General features: G+C 48.6%; 17 protein-coding genes and 1 tRNA gene. 9 read left to right on the top strand and 9 right to left on the bottom strand.

The features are described from left to right. Positions 1 to 30 precede the first annotated feature (30 nt). From lon to tig, 4 genes are all read right to left on the bottom strand, one after another. A complete protein-coding gene (gene lon / locus OSH01_RS14160) occupies positions 31 to 2,490 on the bottom strand; it encodes an endopeptidase La (RefSeq protein WP_266124771.1) in 2,460 nt (819 codons plus the stop codon). Between the two features lie 151 nt (positions 2,491 to 2,641). Continuing rightward, on the bottom strand, positions 2,642 to 3,946 hold the full coding sequence (clpX, locus tag OSH01_RS14155; RefSeq protein WP_266124770.1) for an ATP-dependent Clp protease ATP-binding subunit ClpX: 1,305 nt from the start codon (positions 3,944 to 3,946) through the stop codon (positions 2,642 to 2,644). A gap of 128 nt (positions 3,947 to 4,074) precedes the next feature. Further along, entirely contained in the window at positions 4,075 to 4,731 is a 657-nt protein-coding gene (clpP, locus tag OSH01_RS14150) for an ATP-dependent Clp endopeptidase proteolytic subunit ClpP (RefSeq protein WP_290459120.1), read from the bottom strand. Then, positions 4,731 to 6,041 carry a trigger factor gene (gene tig, locus OSH01_RS14145; protein WP_266124769.1) on the bottom strand — a complete coding sequence of 437 codons (1,311 nt, stop codon included), beginning with the start codon at positions 6,039 to 6,041 and terminating at the stop codon, positions 4,731 to 4,733. Before tig ends, clpP begins: the two co-directional genes overlap by 1 nt. Before the next feature lie 385 nt (positions 6,042 to 6,426). Here tig and OSH01_RS14140 point away from each other — a divergent pair. Together OSH01_RS14140 and OSH01_RS14135 are read left to right on the top strand one after the other, a co-directional pair. Next, a tRNA-Leu gene (locus tag OSH01_RS14140) sits at positions 6,427 to 6,511 on the top strand. Positions 6,512 to 6,730: 219 nt separating this feature from the next. Continuing rightward, positions 6,731 to 7,015 (top strand): hypothetical protein, encoded by a 285-nt coding sequence (locus OSH01_RS14135; protein WP_266124768.1) that lies wholly within the window; start codon positions 6,731 to 6,733, stop codon positions 7,013 to 7,015. Between the two features lie 201 nt (positions 7,016 to 7,216). Here the strand turns inward: OSH01_RS14135 and OSH01_RS14130 are convergent, their stop codons facing one another. Then, complete coding sequence (locus OSH01_RS14130) at positions 7,217 to 7,426, bottom strand: cold-shock protein (RefSeq protein ID WP_266124902.1); 210 nt, start codon at positions 7,424 to 7,426, stop codon at positions 7,217 to 7,219. A gap of 256 nt (positions 7,427 to 7,682) precedes the next feature. Then, positions 7,683 to 8,366 (bottom strand): hypothetical protein, encoded by a 684-nt coding sequence (locus OSH01_RS14125; RefSeq protein ID WP_266124767.1) that lies wholly within the window; start codon positions 8,364 to 8,366, stop codon positions 7,683 to 7,685. A gap of 493 nt (positions 8,367 to 8,859) precedes the next feature. On the opposite strand from OSH01_RS14125, the gene OSH01_RS14120 reads away from it, so the two are divergent. After that, entirely contained in the window at positions 8,860 to 9,207 is a 348-nt protein-coding gene (locus OSH01_RS14120) for a BON domain-containing protein (RefSeq protein WP_266124766.1), read from the top strand. 50 nt (positions 9,208 to 9,257) lie between these two features. Continuing rightward, positions 9,258 to 9,461 carry a CsbD family protein gene (locus tag OSH01_RS14115; RefSeq protein ID WP_266124765.1) on the top strand — a complete coding sequence of 68 codons (204 nt, stop codon included), beginning with the start codon at positions 9,258 to 9,260 and terminating at the stop codon, positions 9,459 to 9,461. Between the two features lie 80 nt (positions 9,462 to 9,541). Here OSH01_RS14115 and bfr read toward each other — a convergent pair whose 3' ends face one another. Then, positions 9,542 to 10,006: a bacterioferritin gene (bfr, locus tag OSH01_RS14110; RefSeq protein ID WP_266124901.1), complete on the bottom strand. Its 465-nt coding sequence runs from the start codon at positions 10,004 to 10,006 to the stop codon at positions 9,542 to 9,544. A 94-nt stretch (positions 10,007 to 10,100) separates the two neighbouring features. Beyond that, positions 10,101 to 11,075, bottom strand: coding sequence for a response regulator transcription factor (locus tag OSH01_RS14105; RefSeq protein WP_266124764.1), 975 nt, complete (start codon positions 11,073 to 11,075; stop codon positions 10,101 to 10,103). 234 nt (positions 11,076 to 11,309) lie between these two features. Here OSH01_RS14105 and OSH01_RS14100 point away from each other — a divergent pair, with 234 nt between their 5' ends. The 5 genes from OSH01_RS14100 (at position 11,310) to OSH01_RS14080 (ending at position 17,739) form a co-directional block, all read left to right on the top strand. Then, positions 11,310 to 11,648: a hypothetical protein gene (locus OSH01_RS14100; protein WP_266124763.1), complete on the top strand. Its 339-nt coding sequence runs from the start codon at positions 11,310 to 11,312 to the stop codon at positions 11,646 to 11,648. Positions 11,649 to 11,672: 24 nt separating this feature from the next. Then, positions 11,673 to 13,925, top strand: a complete 2,253-nt coding sequence (locus OSH01_RS14095) for a N,N-dimethylformamidase beta subunit family domain-containing protein (RefSeq protein WP_266124762.1) — start codon at positions 11,673 to 11,675, stop codon at positions 13,923 to 13,925. A 58-nt stretch (positions 13,926 to 13,983) separates the two neighbouring features. Further along, the gene (locus tag OSH01_RS14090) at positions 13,984 to 14,424 is read left to right on the top strand and encodes a hypothetical protein (protein ID WP_266124761.1); all 441 of its coding nucleotides are present in this window, start codon (positions 13,984 to 13,986) and stop codon (positions 14,422 to 14,424) included. 366 nt (positions 14,425 to 14,790) lie between these two features. Then, positions 14,791 to 16,557 carry an SLC13 family permease gene (locus OSH01_RS14085; protein WP_266124760.1) on the top strand — a complete coding sequence of 589 codons (1,767 nt, stop codon included), beginning with the start codon at positions 14,791 to 14,793 and terminating at the stop codon, positions 16,555 to 16,557. 165 nt (positions 16,558 to 16,722) lie between these two features. Continuing rightward, positions 16,723 to 17,739, top strand: a complete 1,017-nt coding sequence (locus OSH01_RS14080; protein WP_290459119.1) for a mechanosensitive ion channel family protein — start codon at positions 16,723 to 16,725, stop codon at positions 17,737 to 17,739. A 150-nt stretch (positions 17,740 to 17,889) separates the two neighbouring features. Here OSH01_RS14080 and OSH01_RS14075 read toward each other — a convergent pair whose 3' ends face one another. Beyond that, complete coding sequence (locus OSH01_RS14075) at positions 17,890 to 19,473, bottom strand: serine hydrolase (RefSeq protein ID WP_266124759.1); 1,584 nt, start codon at positions 19,471 to 19,473, stop codon at positions 17,890 to 17,892.

The following is a 19,473-nucleotide window of genomic DNA, read 5'->3' as shown; positions in this document are numbered from 1 at the left end:
TACCGGGGCTTACCAAATTCAACACTAATGTTAGTGCTTCAAACTACCACCTGTAGCTGGACCGTTACCACGCGCCGCAGCAGCTGCTTCGGCGGTTAAACGTTCGAACTCCTCGTCTGACAATGGAGTGATAGGGTCTTGCAAGGCAACTTCCAATACCCGATCAATCCAACGTACTGGCACGATCTCCAGATGATTTTTAACGTTATCTGGAATATCAGACAAGTCTTTCACATTCTCTTCAGGGATGATGACAGTTTTAATACCACCACGGTGAGCGGCTAGCAGTTTTTCTTTTAAACCGCCAATCGCCAACACTTCACCACGCAGGGTTATTTCACCTGTCATCGCGACATCTGCCCGTACAGGAATACCTGTGAAGGTAGACACTATTGCGGTAGTAATCGCAATCCCGGCAGAGGGACCGTCTTTGGGCGTAGCGCCTTCTGGGAAGTGGACGTGCAAATCGCGTTTCTCGAAGGCGGTATCATGGATACCCCACTTTTGAGCTCGCGAGCGCACAACTGTGCGTGCCGCTTCCACCGACTCTTTCATGACATCGCCGATAGACCCCGTGCGTAGCACATTGCCTTTACCGGGCATATCAGCCACTTCGATCGTCAATAGATCACCACCCACTTCGGTCCACGCTAAGCCAGTTACCTGGCCTAGCTTGTTTTCTTTCTCTGCCAAACCGAAGTTATAGCGGCGCACACCCAAGTAATCATTGAGATTTTCGGCTGTCACCACGACTGGTTCGGAACTTAGTGGCTGACGACGATTCCTGCCCTTTGGCGCTGCCTCCAGCAACTTGCGTACGACCTTACGGCAGATCTTGCTGATCTCACGCTCAAGAGAGCGCACCCCAGCTTCGCGTGTGTAATAGCGCACGATATCCCGAATCGCTGCCTCGTCTACTTGCAACTCGGAAGGATGCACACCATTGTTTTTCATCAACTTAGGCAACAGGTGATCGAAAGCAATGTGTACTTTTTCGTCTTCGGTATATCCAGATAAACGAATAACTTCCATGCGATCTAGTAACGCAGGCGGAATATTCAACGTATTACTGGTCGCCACAAACATGACATCGGACAGATCGTAATCCACTTCCAGGTAATGATCCTGGAAAGTATGATTCTGCTCGGGATCCAGCACCTCGAGCAAAGCCGAAGACGGATCACCGCGGAAATCTGCGCCCATTTTGTCTATTTCATCTAGCAGGAACAAAGGATTACGTACACCCACTTTGCTCATGTTTTGTAGCACCTTACCAGGCATAGAGCCTATGTAAGTACGACGATGCCCACGAATCTCAGCTTCGTCTCGTACACCCCCCAAGGCCATGCGCACAAATTTGCGGTTGGTGGCCTTAGCGATTGACTGCCCCAAAGAGGTTTTCCCCACCCCTGGAGGGCCTACCAAACACAGGATAGGCGCTTTGAGCTTATCGACTCGCTGTTGTACGGCCAAATATTCCAAAATGCGCTCTTTGACTTTTTCTAGGCCGTAATGATCGGCATCTAGCACCTCTTCGGCATTAGTTAGCGAGTTATTGATGCGGCTTTTTTTACGCCACGGCAAGCCCACTAAGGTCTCAATGTAGTTGCGCACCACCGTCGCCTCGGCCGACATTGGCGACATAAGCTTGAGCTTTTTCATTTCTGAGTCGGCTTTTTTCTGCGCGTCTTTGCTGAGCTGAGCTTCTTGGATACGACGCTCTAGCTCTTCAACGTCAGCACCCTCTTCGCCTTCGCCCAATTCTTTCTGAATGGCTTTGACCTGCTCATTCAAGTAGTAATCGCGTTGACTTTTCTCCATCTGCTTTTTAACGCGGCCGCGAATGCGTTTCTCCACTTGCAGTATGTCGATTTCACTTTCTAATTGGGTTAACAGACTTTCCAAACGCTCTTGGGCACTGGAGGTCTCTAACATTTGTTGCTTTTGCTCTAGCTTAAGCGGTAAATGTGCTGCAATCGTGTCGCCCAAGCGCCCTGCTTCGGTAATACCGGTTAGCGAGGTCAGAATCTCTTGGGGGATTTTTTTATTCAACTTCACATATTGTTCGAACTGGGCTAGAACAGCTCGACGCAGTGCTTCTGTTTCGGAGGCTTCACCTTCATGGACTTCAACCGCCACCACCGATGCCGTGTAATGCGATTCAAGATCATTGACTTGAGTAATACGCGCACGCTGCTGCCCTTCCACCAACACCTTAACAGTGCCATCAGGAAGTTTCAGCATTTGCAAAATACTCGCTGCACACCCAATTTCGTACAGATCTTCAGGAGCGGGCTCATCTTTTCCAGCCGAGCGTTGAGCCACCAGCATGATGTTATTGCCGGACTCCATAGCCAGTTCTAGTGCCTTGATAGAACGAGGCCTGCCTACAAATAGCGGGATTACCATGTGCGGAAACACCACCACATCGCGCAAAGGCAACAATGGCAGGTCGGTGGGCTCCATGGTAAGCATCTGGCTCTCAGACATAATTATTTCCTTTCAATGTCCTCTTGACACGAAAGGGAAGCCTTGGCTTCCCTTTCGCAGATCAAGCTATTGAGTCTCAAATGGAGTCAAAATTCAGTATTTCAAGTAGCTATTTACAACTTAAATGATTTCGTTAAAAAATACTAGCGATTTACGCTGCCGCATCCTTTACCGGTTTATCAGAGCTACTAGCACTACTATCATCCAAAGTACGCCCAAGTATCAATTCGGGTTTTTCCTTGCCCAAGATAGCCCCTTCAGTCAAGATTACTTTACTGACATCAGTGCGTGAGGGCAACTCGTACATAGTGTCCAACAGAGCCAATTCGACGATGCTGCGCAAACCACGAGCACCAGTACGACGCTTGATGGCACGTTGAGCAATAGCACTCAACGCCTCGGGCTCTACTTGCAACTCTACGTCTTCCAGTTCAAGAAGCTTTTGAAACTGTTTAATGAGCGCGTTGCGGGGCTCGGTTAAAATGCGCACCAACGCATCTTCACGCAACTCTTCCAACGTAGCCACTACGGGCAAGCGACCTACCAATTCGGGAATGATCCCGAACTTAATCATATCTTCAGGCTCAACCTCGGCAAATAACTCGCCGACACCGCGATCAGACTTACTTTGAACAGAAGCAGAAAAACCTATTCCCGATTTTTCGGTGCGATCACGTATGACTTTCTCTAGACCATCAAATGCACCGCCAACGATAAACAAGATATTGGTGGTATCAACCTGCACAAAATCTTGATTCGGGTGTTTGCGCCCGCCTTGTGGCGGCACAGATGCCACGGTCCCTTCAATCAGCTTCAGCAATGCTTGCTGTACACCTTCACCGGACACGTCACGGGTGATAGAGGGATTATCTGATTTACGAGAAATCTTATCAATTTCATCAATATAAATAATGGCTCGTTGCGCTTTCTCGACATCATAGTCACAGTTTTGGAGCAACTTCTGCACAATATTTTCCACATCCTCACCGACATAACCTGCCTCGGTCAGGGTCGTCGCATCTGCCATAACGAATGGCACATCCAACATGCGCGCCAACGTTTGCGCTAGCAACGTTTTCCCAGAGCCGGTAGGTCCAATCAAGAGGATATTACTTTTGGACAACTCAACGCCGTTGTCATCGACCTTCGCATTCTGAATGCGCTTGTAGTGGTTATACACAGCCACCGCTAGCGTACGCTTAGGTATATCTTGCCCAATCACGTAGCCATCGAGAAACTCTTTAATTTCTTGTGGCGTTGGCAACGCTTTCTTTTCACCACTTTCTTTGCTTGCGTTGAGCGCTTCTTCACGAATAATGTCGGTGCAAAGTTCGATACACTCATCGCAAATATAGACCGAGCCAGGTCCAGCAATCAGCTTTTTGACTTCATGCTGACTTTTATTGCAAAAGGAACAATGCAAAACTTTTTCATCGACCGATTTTTTTTCGGACATATATTTCTTTCACATCAGAATGAGATAAGGACAAAATTGCCCTAAAAGAGGGAGATGAACCTTAACGCTATAAGAATCCGGTCGCTTCAAAAAAGCTCCCGGATTCGGCGTGATTCTAAGACGTAAAATTACGTATCGGCGCGCGATGTCATCACTTTATCGATCAGACCATAGACCTGTGCTTCGCCAGCGTCCATGAAATGGTCTCGCTCTGTATCGAGTTCAATACGTTCAATCGTCTGGCCTGTGTTTTCAGCCAATATACGATTCAACCTTTCCCGCAGACTCAAAATCTCTCGGGCTTGAATCTGAATATCAGAAGCCTGACCCTGCGCACCACCCGAAGGCTGGTGAATCATGATCCGAGAGTTTGGTAGCGAGAAGCGCTTACCTTTCTGCCCTGCAGACAACAAGAAAGCACCCATGCTAGCGGCAATACCTGTACACAGGGTAGCAACCTCTGGCTTGACGAACTGCATCGTGTCATAAATAGCCAACCCTGCATACACCGAGCCACCGGGAGAATTGATATACAAAGAAATGTCTTTCTCGGTATTTTCAGACTCCAAAAACAGTAGCTGAGCCACAATTAGGTTGGCCATACTGTCATGCACCGGACCTACCAAAAAAATGATACGTTCGCGCAATAAGCGCGAGTAAATATCATACGAACGCTCGCCACGACCAGACTGTTCTACGACAATTGGTACGTAGCCCAGCCCGGAAGGGGCAACGGAATGCCCACCGTGCATGGAAGCGTAAAAGTCGACAAAACTCGACGACATTAGTTAGTCCCCATAATTTGGTCGAACGCCACCTCCTCGTCCGTAACTTTGGCTTGCGACAACACGTGCTCAACAACATTATCTTCGAGCACAACAGCCTCTATTTCGGAACGGCGCTGACGATCCTGTAGATAAAAAGCTACGACTTCAGCGGGATGCTCATAACTTTGTGCGAATTCCTCGATACGCTCACGCACTTGCTCAGGTTTAGCTTGCAAGCCCGCTTCACGCACCAAATCAGATACTAACAAACCTAAACGCACACGACGCTCAGACTCTTCTTGGAAAGCTTCTGCAGGAATAGGCATTTTGTCTGCATCGGGCATGCCACGCTCTTTGAGCTCAGCACGGGCAGCAACAATACGGCCTTCGATATCGTTATTCACTAAGGCTTTAGGCACGTCGAAGCTGGACGCTGCCAACAGGGCATCCATCACTGCTGCCTTGTTGCGTGCCTGTACGCGAGCTTTCACTTCACGCTCGATATTGGCACGAATGTCAGCAATAAGCGCCTCTACATCGCCTTCTGCTTGACCTAAAGACCGAGCAAACTCAGCATCTAGTTCAGGCAAAATAGGTTCGGCCACTTCAGTAACGGTCACTTCAAACTCAGCTGTTTTACCAGCAACTTCTTTGCTACCGTAGTCTTCAGGGAAGGCCAATGGGAAGGTTTTGCTTTCCCCCGCCTTCATGCCTTTAACGGCTTCTTCGAACTCAGGCAGCATGCGACCACGGCCATGCAGATACTGGAACCCCTCTGCACTACCGCCTTCAAAAGCCACCCCATCAATGGTACCTTTGAAGTCCATCGTGATGCGATCGTCTTCCTGAGCTTCACGATCTTCTTTTACTTCGTAGTTGGCACGCTGCTTACGCAATACGTCTACGGTGCGCTGTACATCGTCGTCGGCAACATCAACTTTTACGCGCTTAACTTCCAGTGTTGAGAGTTCTGGTACAGAAACCTCTGGGTACACCTCGAAAGTTGCCGTAAAAACCATTTTGCCTTCTTCTTGCTCACCCTCTTTGGCCTCAAGATTGGGCGTACCAGCTACGCGCAATTTGGCTTCACTGAATACTTTATCCAGTGCTTTACCAACTTCATCGTTAATTGCATCGTAACGAACGCTAGGACCATGGCTGCGCTCAATTAGGGACAGTGGCGCCTTACCCGGACGGAAGCCCTGAATTTTGGCTGTACGGGCAACACGTTTAAGTTGGGCCTGTACTTGTTTTTCAACGTCGGCTACGGAAACGACCACATCGACTCGGCGCTCCAAGCCGGACAGAATTTCAACCTCGGGCTGCATTAGAGACCTATTTAAATAAGTGTTTAAACAAAAGAATCTGATATTTTACCGGAAAGTGACCGGTTTAATCCAAATAAACTATGAATCTATGAAAACTAGCGGTAAAAATCAACATTACACATGATTTTTACACCTACTTTTGAGCTATCCGAAGACAAAACACAAAAACTCATGATTTTCGTCATGCTACCCCACTAGGCCAACGAAAAGCCAGCACAACACGTCATTCAGTACCTCAAGCGCACAACAAACAGCGTAACGATTCCTTGTCTCTCGAACCCAAAATCCCTTTTAACAGAGCGAAAAAATCTTACTTTCCCTAAGAAAGCAAAAAAAGCTTGCACAACTGAAGCACACGGGTTATAGTTACTTTCTTTGCACGAAAGCGAACGTGGCGGAATTGGTAGACGCACCAGATTTAGGTTCTGGCGCCGAGAGGTGTGAGAGTTCGAGTCTCTCCGTTCGCACCAGCAAACTGATCAAGCATTGACTCTATAGAATTAAATCTCTACAGACTCAGTGCTTTTTCTTTTTGTGCTGCCCGCACAGCAAGGCCTGGCCCAATAAACAATAGATATATAAGGGGCCTGCGCTGATACCCTAGCCCGACCCAATACACTGCCGTTTTATAGGCTTCTTAGACACGACGCCGCAGAGCAGACTACAATGGAGGCTTATTAAGGAGCCTTATGTTAGAACTTCAGCCCCGTGAACGGGCGTACTTGTTAGAAATTCGTGCCTTGGCTAAAGACCAGAACAACAACCTAGTGTTCGTAGGCATGACCGCAAACGATTCCCTTTGGTACTCAAAGTATCTGGCCGAATCCTTTAAAGGAACCGTGGACCGTAATGATGATGGGCAAGCTCGCTATTTGTCCTTGCATGATCAGCACGAAGAAGCGCGCCGCACTCTCCTAGCCTCTGAGTCTTTGATGCAATCCACCCCTGCTGTAACTGAACAAGCTGCTCATTAAAACATCAAGCTGACAGGTGAAAAACCCGCCAATCTTTCGATAAGCGGGTAATCCCAACAAAAAAATTCTGTCTGCCAATAAGCCCCCTCATCAACAGGGCTTTATTTCTTACCAGTCTCAAAACAAAAAGCCGGCCCAATGTAACAAAGGGTCGGCTTTAGATGATCAACGCTACGCTTGGCTAGTTGCTAAGCAAGGGGATCATATGGCTTGAATCTGAGTAGCGCAAGGGCCTTTTTGACCATTAGCTGCTACAAAGGATACTCGTTGGTTTTCCTCAAGAGACTTAAAGCCTGTCCCTTGGATTTCACTGTGGTGAGCGAAGAGGTCCTTGCCGCCATTCTCCGGTGCAATAAAACCGAAGCCTTTTTCGTTGTTAAACCACTTCACAATACCGATTTCTGTTTTCAAAATAAGTCCTAATTGTTCAAAGGAAAAATCTCCTTGCTTCACACTATGCCGTTTATCCAAACATATGGATAGCGCTGTTACAAACTAAATGTTAGCGAAGCCTTTATACATAATCAGTAGTAGCGCCTTAGCACACGCTCACCCACTACCTACTAACGCTTTTACCAGAAAATCAAGTCAATCAGTACAGACTTAATTGTAACCACCCAAGTTATCCAGTAGCCACCTAAATACAACACCTCAGCACGCCAATCACCTAACGGGCTTCAATCTTCAACACCTCTACGACTAACTTACCCAGGTGCTCGTACTTATCCTTCACCTCCAGGCCATACCGATGCAATATTGCCGCCGCTGCGTCCACCTGACGTTGCGCTGCACCCTCTATGGCTGGATTCAACTCGCTGACATGTTGAGCTTCGCGAACGGCGGCCTCCCACCTAGCAATCAACTCATTATTGATCTCCATCGTCAATAATAGCCCCCGTGCAGCCACGTACGCAGCAATAAGCAAATCCCGTGTTTCTTCACTTTCAATCAGGCCTAAATCACGCGCACAAGCGTCATACACGGGAAATGGCCAACCCTTTACATTGACCATCATTTCAAAACCATTGCCTTTTTCACAAGCGGTTCTAAGCAGTTTCCCCCAACCGCTGTCTACCCTTTCCCAGTTCACTTTAATTTCAGTTTTCAGGTTCTTAATCAAGCGAATCCGTTGCTGGCGTTCCTTTTCTTGGTCCATTTCTTTCTGCTTAACGATCTGGTGACGAATGAGTAGTACACCAGAGCCCACCGCGGTCACCGCACCGAAAGCCTGCACCCATGCAGCCCACTCGGCTGAATTGCTGGGAAACTGCCAAATAAATATCGCGATAAAAGCCAGCCCAATAAACACACTTAAGACTTTCCAATAAGGCGGATCGTTTCGCTGACTCATTATCAGTTCCTTAGATTGACTAGCAGGGATAAAAGGCTAGGAGCATAGCCCAACTGCCCGATGAGTGGAGCATCACACGCCCTATTCCATGCTAACCAGCCGCCAACATGAAGACGCATTGCGCCTTGCAACGGTAAGCGAGTCGAAAAAAAATGTAAGTAGTATCAACTTGGGCTGAACCGCCTAATTTTCTTAACGGATGATGCGCCCAAACTTTCTGCGAAGCCCTACTCAACAAGAGCATGGCCGTTTTCCCACGGGTAAGGAAAACCGCCGCACTGCTCCATGCGAAGACAACGCTTTTAAGGAGTAGACGCTTATTTTAGGTAAATGTTCGTAGTACTTTGTCGTGATATAGCTTTTTTAACGGTTTACTGTGAAGTCATCCTTTAGACAAAAAACAGTAGTTCTAGCCTTAAGGATATGTTCATCAAGTCGCTCAAGAGTGTTTATTAGCAGGCATTCGCTCTTGCTTTCAACAAGGAGAAACTTTATGAAAACCAGTACTTTACTATCTAGCGCACTGCTGACAGCAGCGTTGAGCTTGGGCATGCAAACTAGCGTACTCGCCAACGAAACCGGCAAGAATCAAGATCACTCTGCCAGTATGGGGGAAGCCGTCAGCGATGGCTGGATCACTACCAAAATCAAAGCCGAGCTGGCTAGCACGAAAGATTTACGTAGTGGCGACATCTCGGTGGAAACTAATAATGGAGTCGCGACCTTAACAGGCACGGTTCCTAGCGAGATCGAAGTGAAAAAAGCTGTTGCTACCGCTCAAAGTGTAAAAGGTGTCACTGAAGTTGATGCGGCTGGGCTGAAAGTTAGCCCTGATAAGTAAGCGCTACGGTCTTTTTCTACGAAAACTAGCTATCAACATAGAGGTGAACCATGAACGAAGACACAATCAAAGGTAAATGGAAACAACTCTCGGGAAAAATTCAAGCCCAGTGGGGCAAATTGACTAATGACGACATGGATGTTGCTGAGGGCAACACAGAATACTTGGTAGGAAAAATACAGGAAAGATACGGCATTAAACGCGAAGAGGCTGAGAAGCAGGTACGCGATTTTAATGGTGGCGCTAATCTTTAATTAGCCTTATCAAGTAACCACGCAGGTAACGTTAACGACGTTACCTGCGTTTAATACATTCACAGCCATTAGGCCGCTAGCTACATTTGTGATTGCTGATAGTTTTCCAAGCCTACCGTTTCAATCAAGCGCAGTTGTTTTTCTAGCCAATAAGTATGATCTTCTTCTGTATCGCGCAACTGTGATAACAACAAATCACGGCTAACATAATCTCTATGTGTCTCGCACAACGCCATAGCAGCTGTTAGATTTTTTTGTACACTGTACTCGACTGCCAAATCCTTGCGCAACATGTCGGTCACACTGGTACCGTACTCAAAACGGTGAGGCGTCATATCAGGCTGTCCACCTAAAAAAATAATTCGCCGTAAAATATCATCGGCATGCTGAGACTCTTCCTCCATCTCGTGATTCATGCGAGTGTACAACTGCGTTAGCCCTAGATCCTCGTAATAACGAGAGTGCACAAAGTACTGATCACGAGCGGCTAATTCTCCGCGCAACAGCTCTTTCAAGGTATCAATAATTTCTGGATGGCCTTGCATCATAAACTCCACGTAGCATCAATAGCACCATCATAATCCAGACCACTTAGAAATACTTATCTTTGCCACAAAGTACGCTACTGAACGGTACGTCTTAGGCGGCAGCCGCATCGTGTAACAAACAAGCTAATGCCCCTTTATCGGCAACTCCTAGCTTCAGATACGCATTGCGAAGATGGTGCCTAACCGTTGCAGGAGAAATGCCCAGTTCGCGCGCGATGTGCTTATAGGTTGAACCAGCCGAGAACAACTTAGCAATGCTCGCCTCTCGTTCAGTTAAGGCGTCTAAACAACTGCGTTGTCGAAGCTCTATCATCTGCACTGGGCCAATATATTTTGCTCTGCACATGATTTCCCCTAACCCTTGCCAGCCTCCTTCTTTCACGACGGAGCGCTCAGCAAGCGTGCGTAGCGGTTGAGAAATAACCTGCTCATCTTCCCACGGCCCCAGAGCTTGCATAAGGGTCGTAAAGTTAGGCTCACTTTCCAACAAACGGCCCTGGGCACTGACAAAACCTCGATATACCGTAGGGGCTACTACCGTCGCCCCTGAAGATAAGCCTAAACGTAAATTAGTGCGCCATGCAGAAAACAAATGAGGCATTAACAACTCACTGGTCACGCTTTGGCGATGATCAAAGCCTTTTTGTTTGCGATACAAAGACAGGAACATAAAAGCATCGTGCTCTGGGAAGAAGGCAGAGGTACAAAGCGCATTGGATATTCCGTGCTCCCCCATCAATACTGCCAAACCCGGAAAGCTTCGAAAGCCTGTTTCATTCAGACTCACAGCTTGTCCCGGCTTTAACGATACACCCCTAGCCAAAGCATCATCTTGTTTCAGTTCCTCCCACATAGGCTCGAAACTTTCCGGTAAGTTTTGTCGCCACGAGGCGTGTAGCAAAAACTGCCCACGCTTCACAGACATAATCCCCCACCACGCTTTATCCACTTTAAACGTGTCACAGACCCTACTGAGGGAATGCTCCAGAAAATGCTCTGGAGCATACCTAGTACTGCCCTCATGAACGTCTAATAAACATGCACTTAGCAATGAAGCCTGCACCATAAACGTGTCTCCCGTGTGCATTATTTTGTATGCACCTCTAGTTTTAATAGGCTCGCCTCATCATCATAACCAGTCCACGGGGTACTCGCCATCCCCCATTTGCATGAGGCTATTTGAACGATGTTAAGCGCTGCATAAGCCCTCTATGCTGTTTCCTGAAGAGCCCAACATGCTCGATCGTCAACAATTATTAACGCATCGATGCACAACCAGAGACTTAACAAGGAGACAAGTATGTCATGGCATCAAAATGAGAGCACTTCACCTTTTCTGCATATGAGCCAAGAACAGGCCCTTAGCTATGCGAAGGAATTTATGGACGCTCCCACGAGTCGTCCCTTTTCTGAAGGCTTACAACGAATACTTAACCGCTTTCACGGCAGCCCTCTAAACGGTCGCTACGTGTTGGTGCAAATCACGCCGTGGAAAGAGTGGCAAGTCGGCCGCCTGAAAGGACGCGCTCAACCTGTGGAGATCGTTAGCGAAGATATTCATACGTCCCTAGAGGATGGGGAGCGGGCCATCTTTCGACTCTGCTGGTTAGCCGAAACTGGTAAAGCCTTACCTTTCTAAATAACACCATAAAGGAGACTTCCCATGCTAAAAATTACTGCGTATTCCGATAAGATTAGCGTCGCTCCAGGCGATGAGCTACAGGTAATGGTCAACTGCGAACACCCACAATATCAAGCGGAACTCGTACGCATACGTTGTGGCGATGACAATCCTGATGGGCCGGGGGTAAAAATGGACCCTATAGCCACTGACTTACCTGAGCACTTTACAGGCCGCACACAAACCATTTATGCGGGCTCCTATGGTCAAGTAGAACCATTTCCTAGCCTAACAGCATCAGAAGACTTTTCTCTGTCTTGCTGGATTATGCCCACCACGCCAGGCAAAGGCGAACAAACCATCATGGGCCAATACAATGCAGCCAACCAGGCTGGCTATGCCTTAATCGTAGATGAGCAAGGCAGCCTAGGGTTACGGGTAGGCGACGGAACAAATATTGAAGTTGTCTCTACAGGTAAGGCCTTTGTACCGTGGGAGTGGTATTTTGTTGCTGCGACCTATCAGCGAGCCACAGGCAAGGTTCAATTAACGCAAATTCCCCTGACTACCTATGCCACGGTGGATGATGAGGGGCATACAGAAGCGCAGCTGCAACTCCACCCACAAGCTGAAGCGAGCACGCCTATCATGTTCGCCGCTCATGCCAATGGAAAACGAAAGCAACAATGGGCGGCAGCAGGTTTTTATAATGGCAAAATTGCTGCACCAACATTGTGCCAGCATGCTCTTAGTCTTGAGCAATTACGCACCATCGATAGTGGGCAAGCGAACACCCAACTGCGGCAGAGTATCCTAGGGAAATGGGATTTCAGTCAGTTTATGACCACTGACCGCTTCGCCGACGGCTCGGCTTATTTGCAGCACGGCTCTTTAATTAATGCCCCAACGCGCGCCGTGCCCGGCCCGCGTTGGGACGGTGAGCACCACGACTGGAAACAAAACCCATCCCTATGGGACGCCGTGCATTTCCATGATGATGATCTGTATGATGCTCAATGGGATGTCGATTTTACGTTGAAGGTCCCCGAGACACTAAGCAGTGGTTTGTATGCCGTTCGACTCTCAGCAGGAGCAGACTCCGAGTACGTACCTTTCGCCGTGCGCCCTAAGCCCGGCAAAGAAGCAAAAATATGCTTCCTGTTGCCCACAGCCAGCTATATGGCCTATGCCAATGAACACTTCACCACCAACCCATGGGGCGGAGAGTTAATGTGGTACCGGTCTACAGTGCTTAACCCCGATCACCTCTTTTTGAATGAGCATCGCGAATACGGACACTCTTGTTACGACAGACACTCCGATAATAGTCCTGTCTATTACTCTAGCCGTCTACGCCCCATCTTGAATATGCGCCCTATGCAACAAGGCATACTCGGCGGATTTGGCTCGTCGCTATGGCAATTTAACGCCGACACCCACATCATTGACTGGATGAGTGCAGAAGGATTTGAGTTTGATGTCATCACCGATGAGGACTTACACCAACAGGGCTTAGCCGCTCTAAAACCTTACAACGTGGTCGTCTCTGGCAGCCACCCGGAGTATTACACCAAAGATATGTGGGATGGCTTATATGAGTTCACCCAACAAGGTGGAAGACTCATGTACTTAGGCGCCAATGGTTATTACTGGCGCTGTGGATATGATCAGCACCGTCCTGGTTTACTGGAAATTCGCCGTGCCGAAGACGGTAGCCGTGCTTCTGAACCGCCCACCGGAGAATACTACCTAAGCACTACAGGTGAATACAGCGGCTTATGGCGTCGCCAAGGCAGGCGATCTCCACAAGTGTTGACGGGAGTTGGCTTTTCAGCTGAAGGCTTTGATGTTTCCTCCTACTATCGCCAAACACCAGACCGGGATAATCCCCGCGTGGAATGGATGTTTGACGGCATCGGCTCCGAAGAGCTACTCGGCGATTTTGGGCTTATCGGTGGAGGAGCGGCAGGACTAGAGCTGGATAGGGTGGATCGCAACCTAGGGACGCCTCCGCACGCTTTGGTCGTCGCCTCTTCGGAAGGCCATACAGATGCCTATATGCTGGTTGCTGAAGAACTCCTATTTAACCTACCTGCTTGCAGTGGCACTCAATGCGACTGGGTGAGAGCAGATATTTGCTTTTATGAAACCCCACATGGTGGTGCGGTTTGGTCAGTAGGCTCCATCGCTTACGCAGGAAGCTTATCTCATAATGGTTATGACAATAACATTGCTCGCCTGACTGGCAATGTACTGCGTCGCTTCGCCGATGGTACGCCATTCCCCCTACCTTAATTAGATCACCTCTGGCTCTTAAGTAGAGCCAGAGGGCCTCTTTGACTTGGGAGTTAACATGTTCCTACCCAATAAAATGAAAGCCTGCCTAGAGTACTTGCTTTCCCAGCAACGCACGCCTGCTCCTGGGGGGCTGAAGGCATTTAGCCGCGTGCTTTGGTATGCGGACTTTACCCTTCAACGCGCTACTGGTAATCCCATCACTGGCGCCGTATATACCATCCGCGAAGGCAACCCCTATTCCCGTAGCGTACCGTGGGCGATTGATAGTATGGTGTCTGAAGGTATCATTGCTGGCGGCAATGCTGACTATCTCGCCTACGATCAAGCGGATTTTCGTCTGCAACGAACTCGTTACACCAACACATTAGACCAAGAGGAAACGAATGCACTGCAAGCCGCATTTGACTGTGTGTTCGCAGACGGTTTTGGTGAGGGACGCTTCCCCGCCGAGGATATTCGTGAACTAGCTTTGCACAACCAAGCAGCACTTGGCTAAAGTGAGCTTCCTATTTCCTTTACATTCAAGCCATCTGTGTAACTAGCGCGACACCTGACTGAAGGACTTCGCGCTAGCCCCCATATTTTTTCCACGACGAAAAAGCCTCTATAGAGTTTATGTTGGCCTTTCGTAAAGACGAAAACTCAAAACAAGTGCGTGCTTTTATCGATATCGCGCTTGCTCAGGCGCAATGATCGCTTTCATCGACTGCTCAATCGTATGAGCCCCTTCGGCTTTAACACCTTGAGACCCACACAAATCAAAAACTGCTCGCCCTGGCTGCTTTAGCGGTAAGATCTTAGGGATAGGACTATCTAAAAAAGCAGTAATATCAAAAATCAATAAAAAAGGGGTCGCAGTAACATGACAACAGAAATTGCTATCGTCATCGGTTTAGCATTGGTAGCCATTGTCTTATTTGCTACCGAAAAACTGAGGATAGACGCGATAGCTTTACTCGTTCTCAGCATGCTTGCCGTGTTGGGTCTTGTATCGCCCGAGCAAGCATTGGGTGGATTTAGCAACCCTGCCACTATAACGGTTGCTGCCATGTTTGTACTAGCTGCCGGGTTACAAAACAGTGGCGCCTTATCAGGTATAGGACACGTACTCGGCAAGACTGATTCACCCCTTCAATTTCTGCTTATTCTATTCCTCATCTTGGCGGTGATTGCCCCCTTTGTGAATAACACGGCCGTGGTAGCGGTGTTTATTCCTATAGTAATGACCGCTAGCTCCCGTATTGGCATGTCTGCTTCTAAAGCCTTAATACCGCTTTCCTACGTATCCCAAATGGCAGGAGTCTGTACGCTCATCGGTACTTCGACGAACTTACTAGTTAACGCTATCGCTAAAGATATGGGGCACCCTGGATTTAGCATGTTCGAGTTCACCTCTTTAGGGGTGATTTTTTTATTGGCGGGCAGCCTTTACTTACTTACCGTAGGTCGCTGGCTGTTGCCCGATACTCGCAGTGGCGAACTAGTCGATCACTACGATTTAGGAAAGTACATTACGGAACTGCGTGTCATGCCGGAATCCAGCTTGGTGGGGCAGTCGGTAGGCGACGCTAAACTAGGCGAGCAGTTTGGTGTCTACGTGCTTGAACTGCTACGAGATGGAACTAAGCTATGGGGCCCGCGCGAGCAAAAACTAGCGCCCGGTGATATTTTATTATCACGGGGCGACTGGACGAAGTTGGAGGAACTTCGTAAGGAAGCAGGTTTAGAAGTTGATCCCCAGTTCAAGCTAGAGCAGCAATCCTTTGAGCAAGTGGATCAACGGTTGATAGAAGTAATGATTGCGCCGCGCTCACGTCTTAGCGGTCGTACGCTAGGCAGCTTAGGCAATGGCTGGCATCAAAACCTTACGGCGCTAGGTATCCATAGACGCAGTCAAATCCTTCGCGATCAATTGCAAAAGGTCCGCTTACAAGTGGGCGATATACTCTTGCTTCTTGCGCCGGCCGCGCAAATTAGTGACTTACGAGCCGATAGCAATATCATCGTGCTTTCTGAGCGCGAGGCCGAGAAAAAAATGGGTTGGCGGGCACCTTTCGCCCTGCTTACCATGGCCCTTGTTGTAGCATTACCCGCCTTTGGTTGGGTACCCATCAGTATTACATCAGTGTTGGGAGCCGTTACCATGACCCTAGCAGGATGTTTAAACGCTGACGATGTGTATGACGCGATCGATTGGCGCATCATCATTTTAATGGCCGGACTGTTACCGCTAGGCATGGCCATGAGTGAAACAGGGGCAGCTCAGTTCTTAGTCGACAATACAGTAGGTTTGGTGAAGTCCTACGGCCCGCTTACCGTGCTAGCAGCCATATACCTGATGGCATTAATACTGACCGAATTCATGAGCAATGCTGCGACGGCTGTGTTACTAACCCCTATCGCTCTTTCTACAGCGAAAATGATGGGGGTCGACGCAACGCCTTTTTTAATCGCCGTCACGTTCGCCGCCTCGACCAGCTTTGCCACTCCAGTAGGTTATCAAACAAACACCATGGTCTATGGCGCAGGCGGCTATAAATTTGCCGATTTTATTAAGGTGGGCTTGCCTTTAAACCTTATTTTCTGGGTATTGGGCGTACTTTTAATCCCATACTTCTGGCCTTTCTAATCGACGTGCACACACCCTCACCCTATTAACAAGCGAGAACGCACTTCCTAGCCCCCGATCGGGCTTTAGGGCGTCACATACATGATGTAGATAAAAAATATTAAGGCGTCCCACATTCAAGAATAGATAATGCTATCGTGACGGCTTAGTTCGCCAGGAGATAAAATGGATAGCCACACTGTAGTGTTTAAGTACCTCGTTGGCACGGGCCTTTTTACGGTTTGTTTGTTAGCCGCAGTCATCATTGCCATTATTCAACACCGCCAACAACGATGGGCTCGTAGCATAACCATGCATATGGTGCAGGTGACGCTATCGCTGTGTGCCGTAGGCATCGCAAGCCACTATGCTTACCTGGCTATCGAGGACTATCACCATACGTGGTTAACACCACGTATGGTCAATGTGGCGACCGTTTTTATTATCGCATGCATTCTCATGCAAAAATTCTCACTACTCATCAATAGACTAGTGAAAGTACAGGTCAAAAAGGGCCGGGATGCCACTTCAACACTCATGATTGCTCGGGTCATGAAGTTTGGGGGTTTCCTATGTATCCTCATTTTATTTGGTGAGCACTTTGGACTGAGTATATCGGGCCTGCTGGCTTTTGGGGGTATCGGTGGTATTGCTATTGCCATGGCCAGCAAAGATATCCTGAGCAATTTATTTTCCGGAGCCATGCTGTATTTTGATCGTCAGTTTAATATCGGCGACTGGATTAGCTCCCCCGATCGCAATATTGAAGGCACTGTGGTCGAAATAGGCTGGCGCCTGACCCAAATTATGACCTTTGATAATCGCCCTTTATACGTCCCCAACTCTGTTTTTTCATCCATTAGTGTTGAAAACCCAGGCCGTATGACTAACCGCCGAATTAGCACTGAAATTGGACTACGTTACGAAGATGCCAACAAGATAAAAATCATCGTCGAAAATATTAGTCAAATGCTGGCACAGCATCCTGATATTGATCAGAGCCAAACTACGTTGGTGTACTTCAATGCCTTTGCCGACTCATCATTGAACATCATGGTTTACTGCTTTACCAAAACCACCAAATGGGCAGAATGGTTAAACGTGCAGCAGAACGTTTATCTGAAAATTATCGATATCGTCCAACAACAAGGCGCCGACTTTGCCTTTCCAAGCCAAACTGTTTACGTGGAGAAAAACTCTTAACAGCATGGTCTTGTTAGCGCCGAGACCACTTCCCACACGGCCACGGTCGCTGTCTACGGGATAGGAGTAGTTTGATTATAGGTGGCTGCTCCCGTCCTCAAGCATACGTTGGTATTTTGCAGCGACTTAACGACTCACTCCAGCACTCGCTTATTGTCGAGTCCAAGTTCCTAGCCCATTTTCATCATACGTCTTGATTACAAAGCGAGTAGCAGGCTGATCTTTTTCTCCCTGAAACGCGATAGAGGCTTGAGAAGCTACTAGCTCAGCTTCTCCCGGCGGAGTGAAGACGAACGTTGCCCCATCCCAGTGGCTCAATTTGAAACTCATGCCTTTGGGGCCCAGCACCAAGGTCATACCGGAGCCAGACTCGCGAATCTGAGCGGGACCAAAGTAGGCATTCTCATAATTGCCCACATAGTGCTGCAATGACTGAGCCGGACTAGGGGAAGCAGGACGCTGCTGTGCAGACAGGTCGGCCTGCGGTGCAAAAAAACCTTGCATCGCTTGATGATATGTCGCATACCAATCACGGGTAGTCTTGCCATACAAGGCAATATCAGTAAATTGTGCGACGACTGCCTCGGCCGCCCCCACCGGGGCGCCATTGGTTAGCACCACAATACCTAGCCCAGCTGAAGGGATAATTTTGAACGATGTGCCGGCCCCCAGCAGAAAGGCTCCCGAATGCCCCATAGCCGGGCGCCCCCCCGTCTCCACACTAACGTTAAAGCCATAACCGTAGAATCCCGGACGCGCGTTTAGTTCAAAAGGAGGTGCACTGAAAGCCTGGGGTGACAATACGGGCAATAAGGCCTCAGTAGGCATCAGACGCTTACCCTGATATTGCCCATTAGCCAATAAAAGCTTGAGCCATTCAGCCAAGTCAATCACGTTGGACGAAGCACCTCCCGCGGGGGCTTGGGCGTCTGCGTTACGCTGTCCTCGTGGCTGAAACTTCCCTTGCTCATACACATGCAGAGAAGCCCGATTATCCTGTGCCTCGTAGTCATGGTAGTAATAACTGGTGGCGTTCATACCCAAGGGTAAAAACAGCTCTTCGCGAGCCAAATCTTCAAAGGGCTTCTTGGCCGCTGCCGCGACCGCTTCGGCTCCAATTGTGGCGCTGAAATTAGCGTAATGATAAGAAGTGCGGAATGAGTACAAGGGTAATAAGCGTAATCGTGCTAGCACCTGGTCACGTGTGTAGCCTAGGGTTTCTAAATCATCACCTGCTGTCCCTGGAAGCCCGCTACGATGAGCGAGAAAGTCGGCTATTGTGGCGTGTTGCGTTACATAATGATCTCTCAGTGTAAAGTCAGGCAAATAACGCGTCACAGCGTCATCCCAAGCCAAATGACCTTTGCCCACTTCGATAGCAGCCACCGTCGATGAGAGTGACTTAGAGACCGATGCTGTCAGAAAAACTGTCTGCGCAGTGACAGGTTCAGGCTTACCAAGCTCGCGCTTACCGTAGCCCTGCGCAAACACTGTTTTTCCATTGAGGACTACCCCCACAGCCATGCCTGGAACCTGGCTGCGTTTCATCACGCTGTCAATAATGGCTGGCAACGCTTCCACGGCTTGTTCACGACTGCCGCTCGGGATCGCCACTGCGTCCATATTGGGTACCGTTTGCACATCGATAGCCACAGTTTGCGCCGCAAGCGGACTGCAACTTAACACTAACACGGGGATTATGCTGGACACATTTACTTTTTTCAAAAAAATCAT

Source organism: Alcaligenes endophyticus, assembly GCF_026344035.1.
Taxonomy (GTDB): domain Bacteria; phylum Pseudomonadota; class Gammaproteobacteria; order Burkholderiales; family Burkholderiaceae_B; genus Alcaligenes; species Alcaligenes endophyticus.
This window is presented reverse-complemented; position numbering and strand designations above follow the sequence as displayed.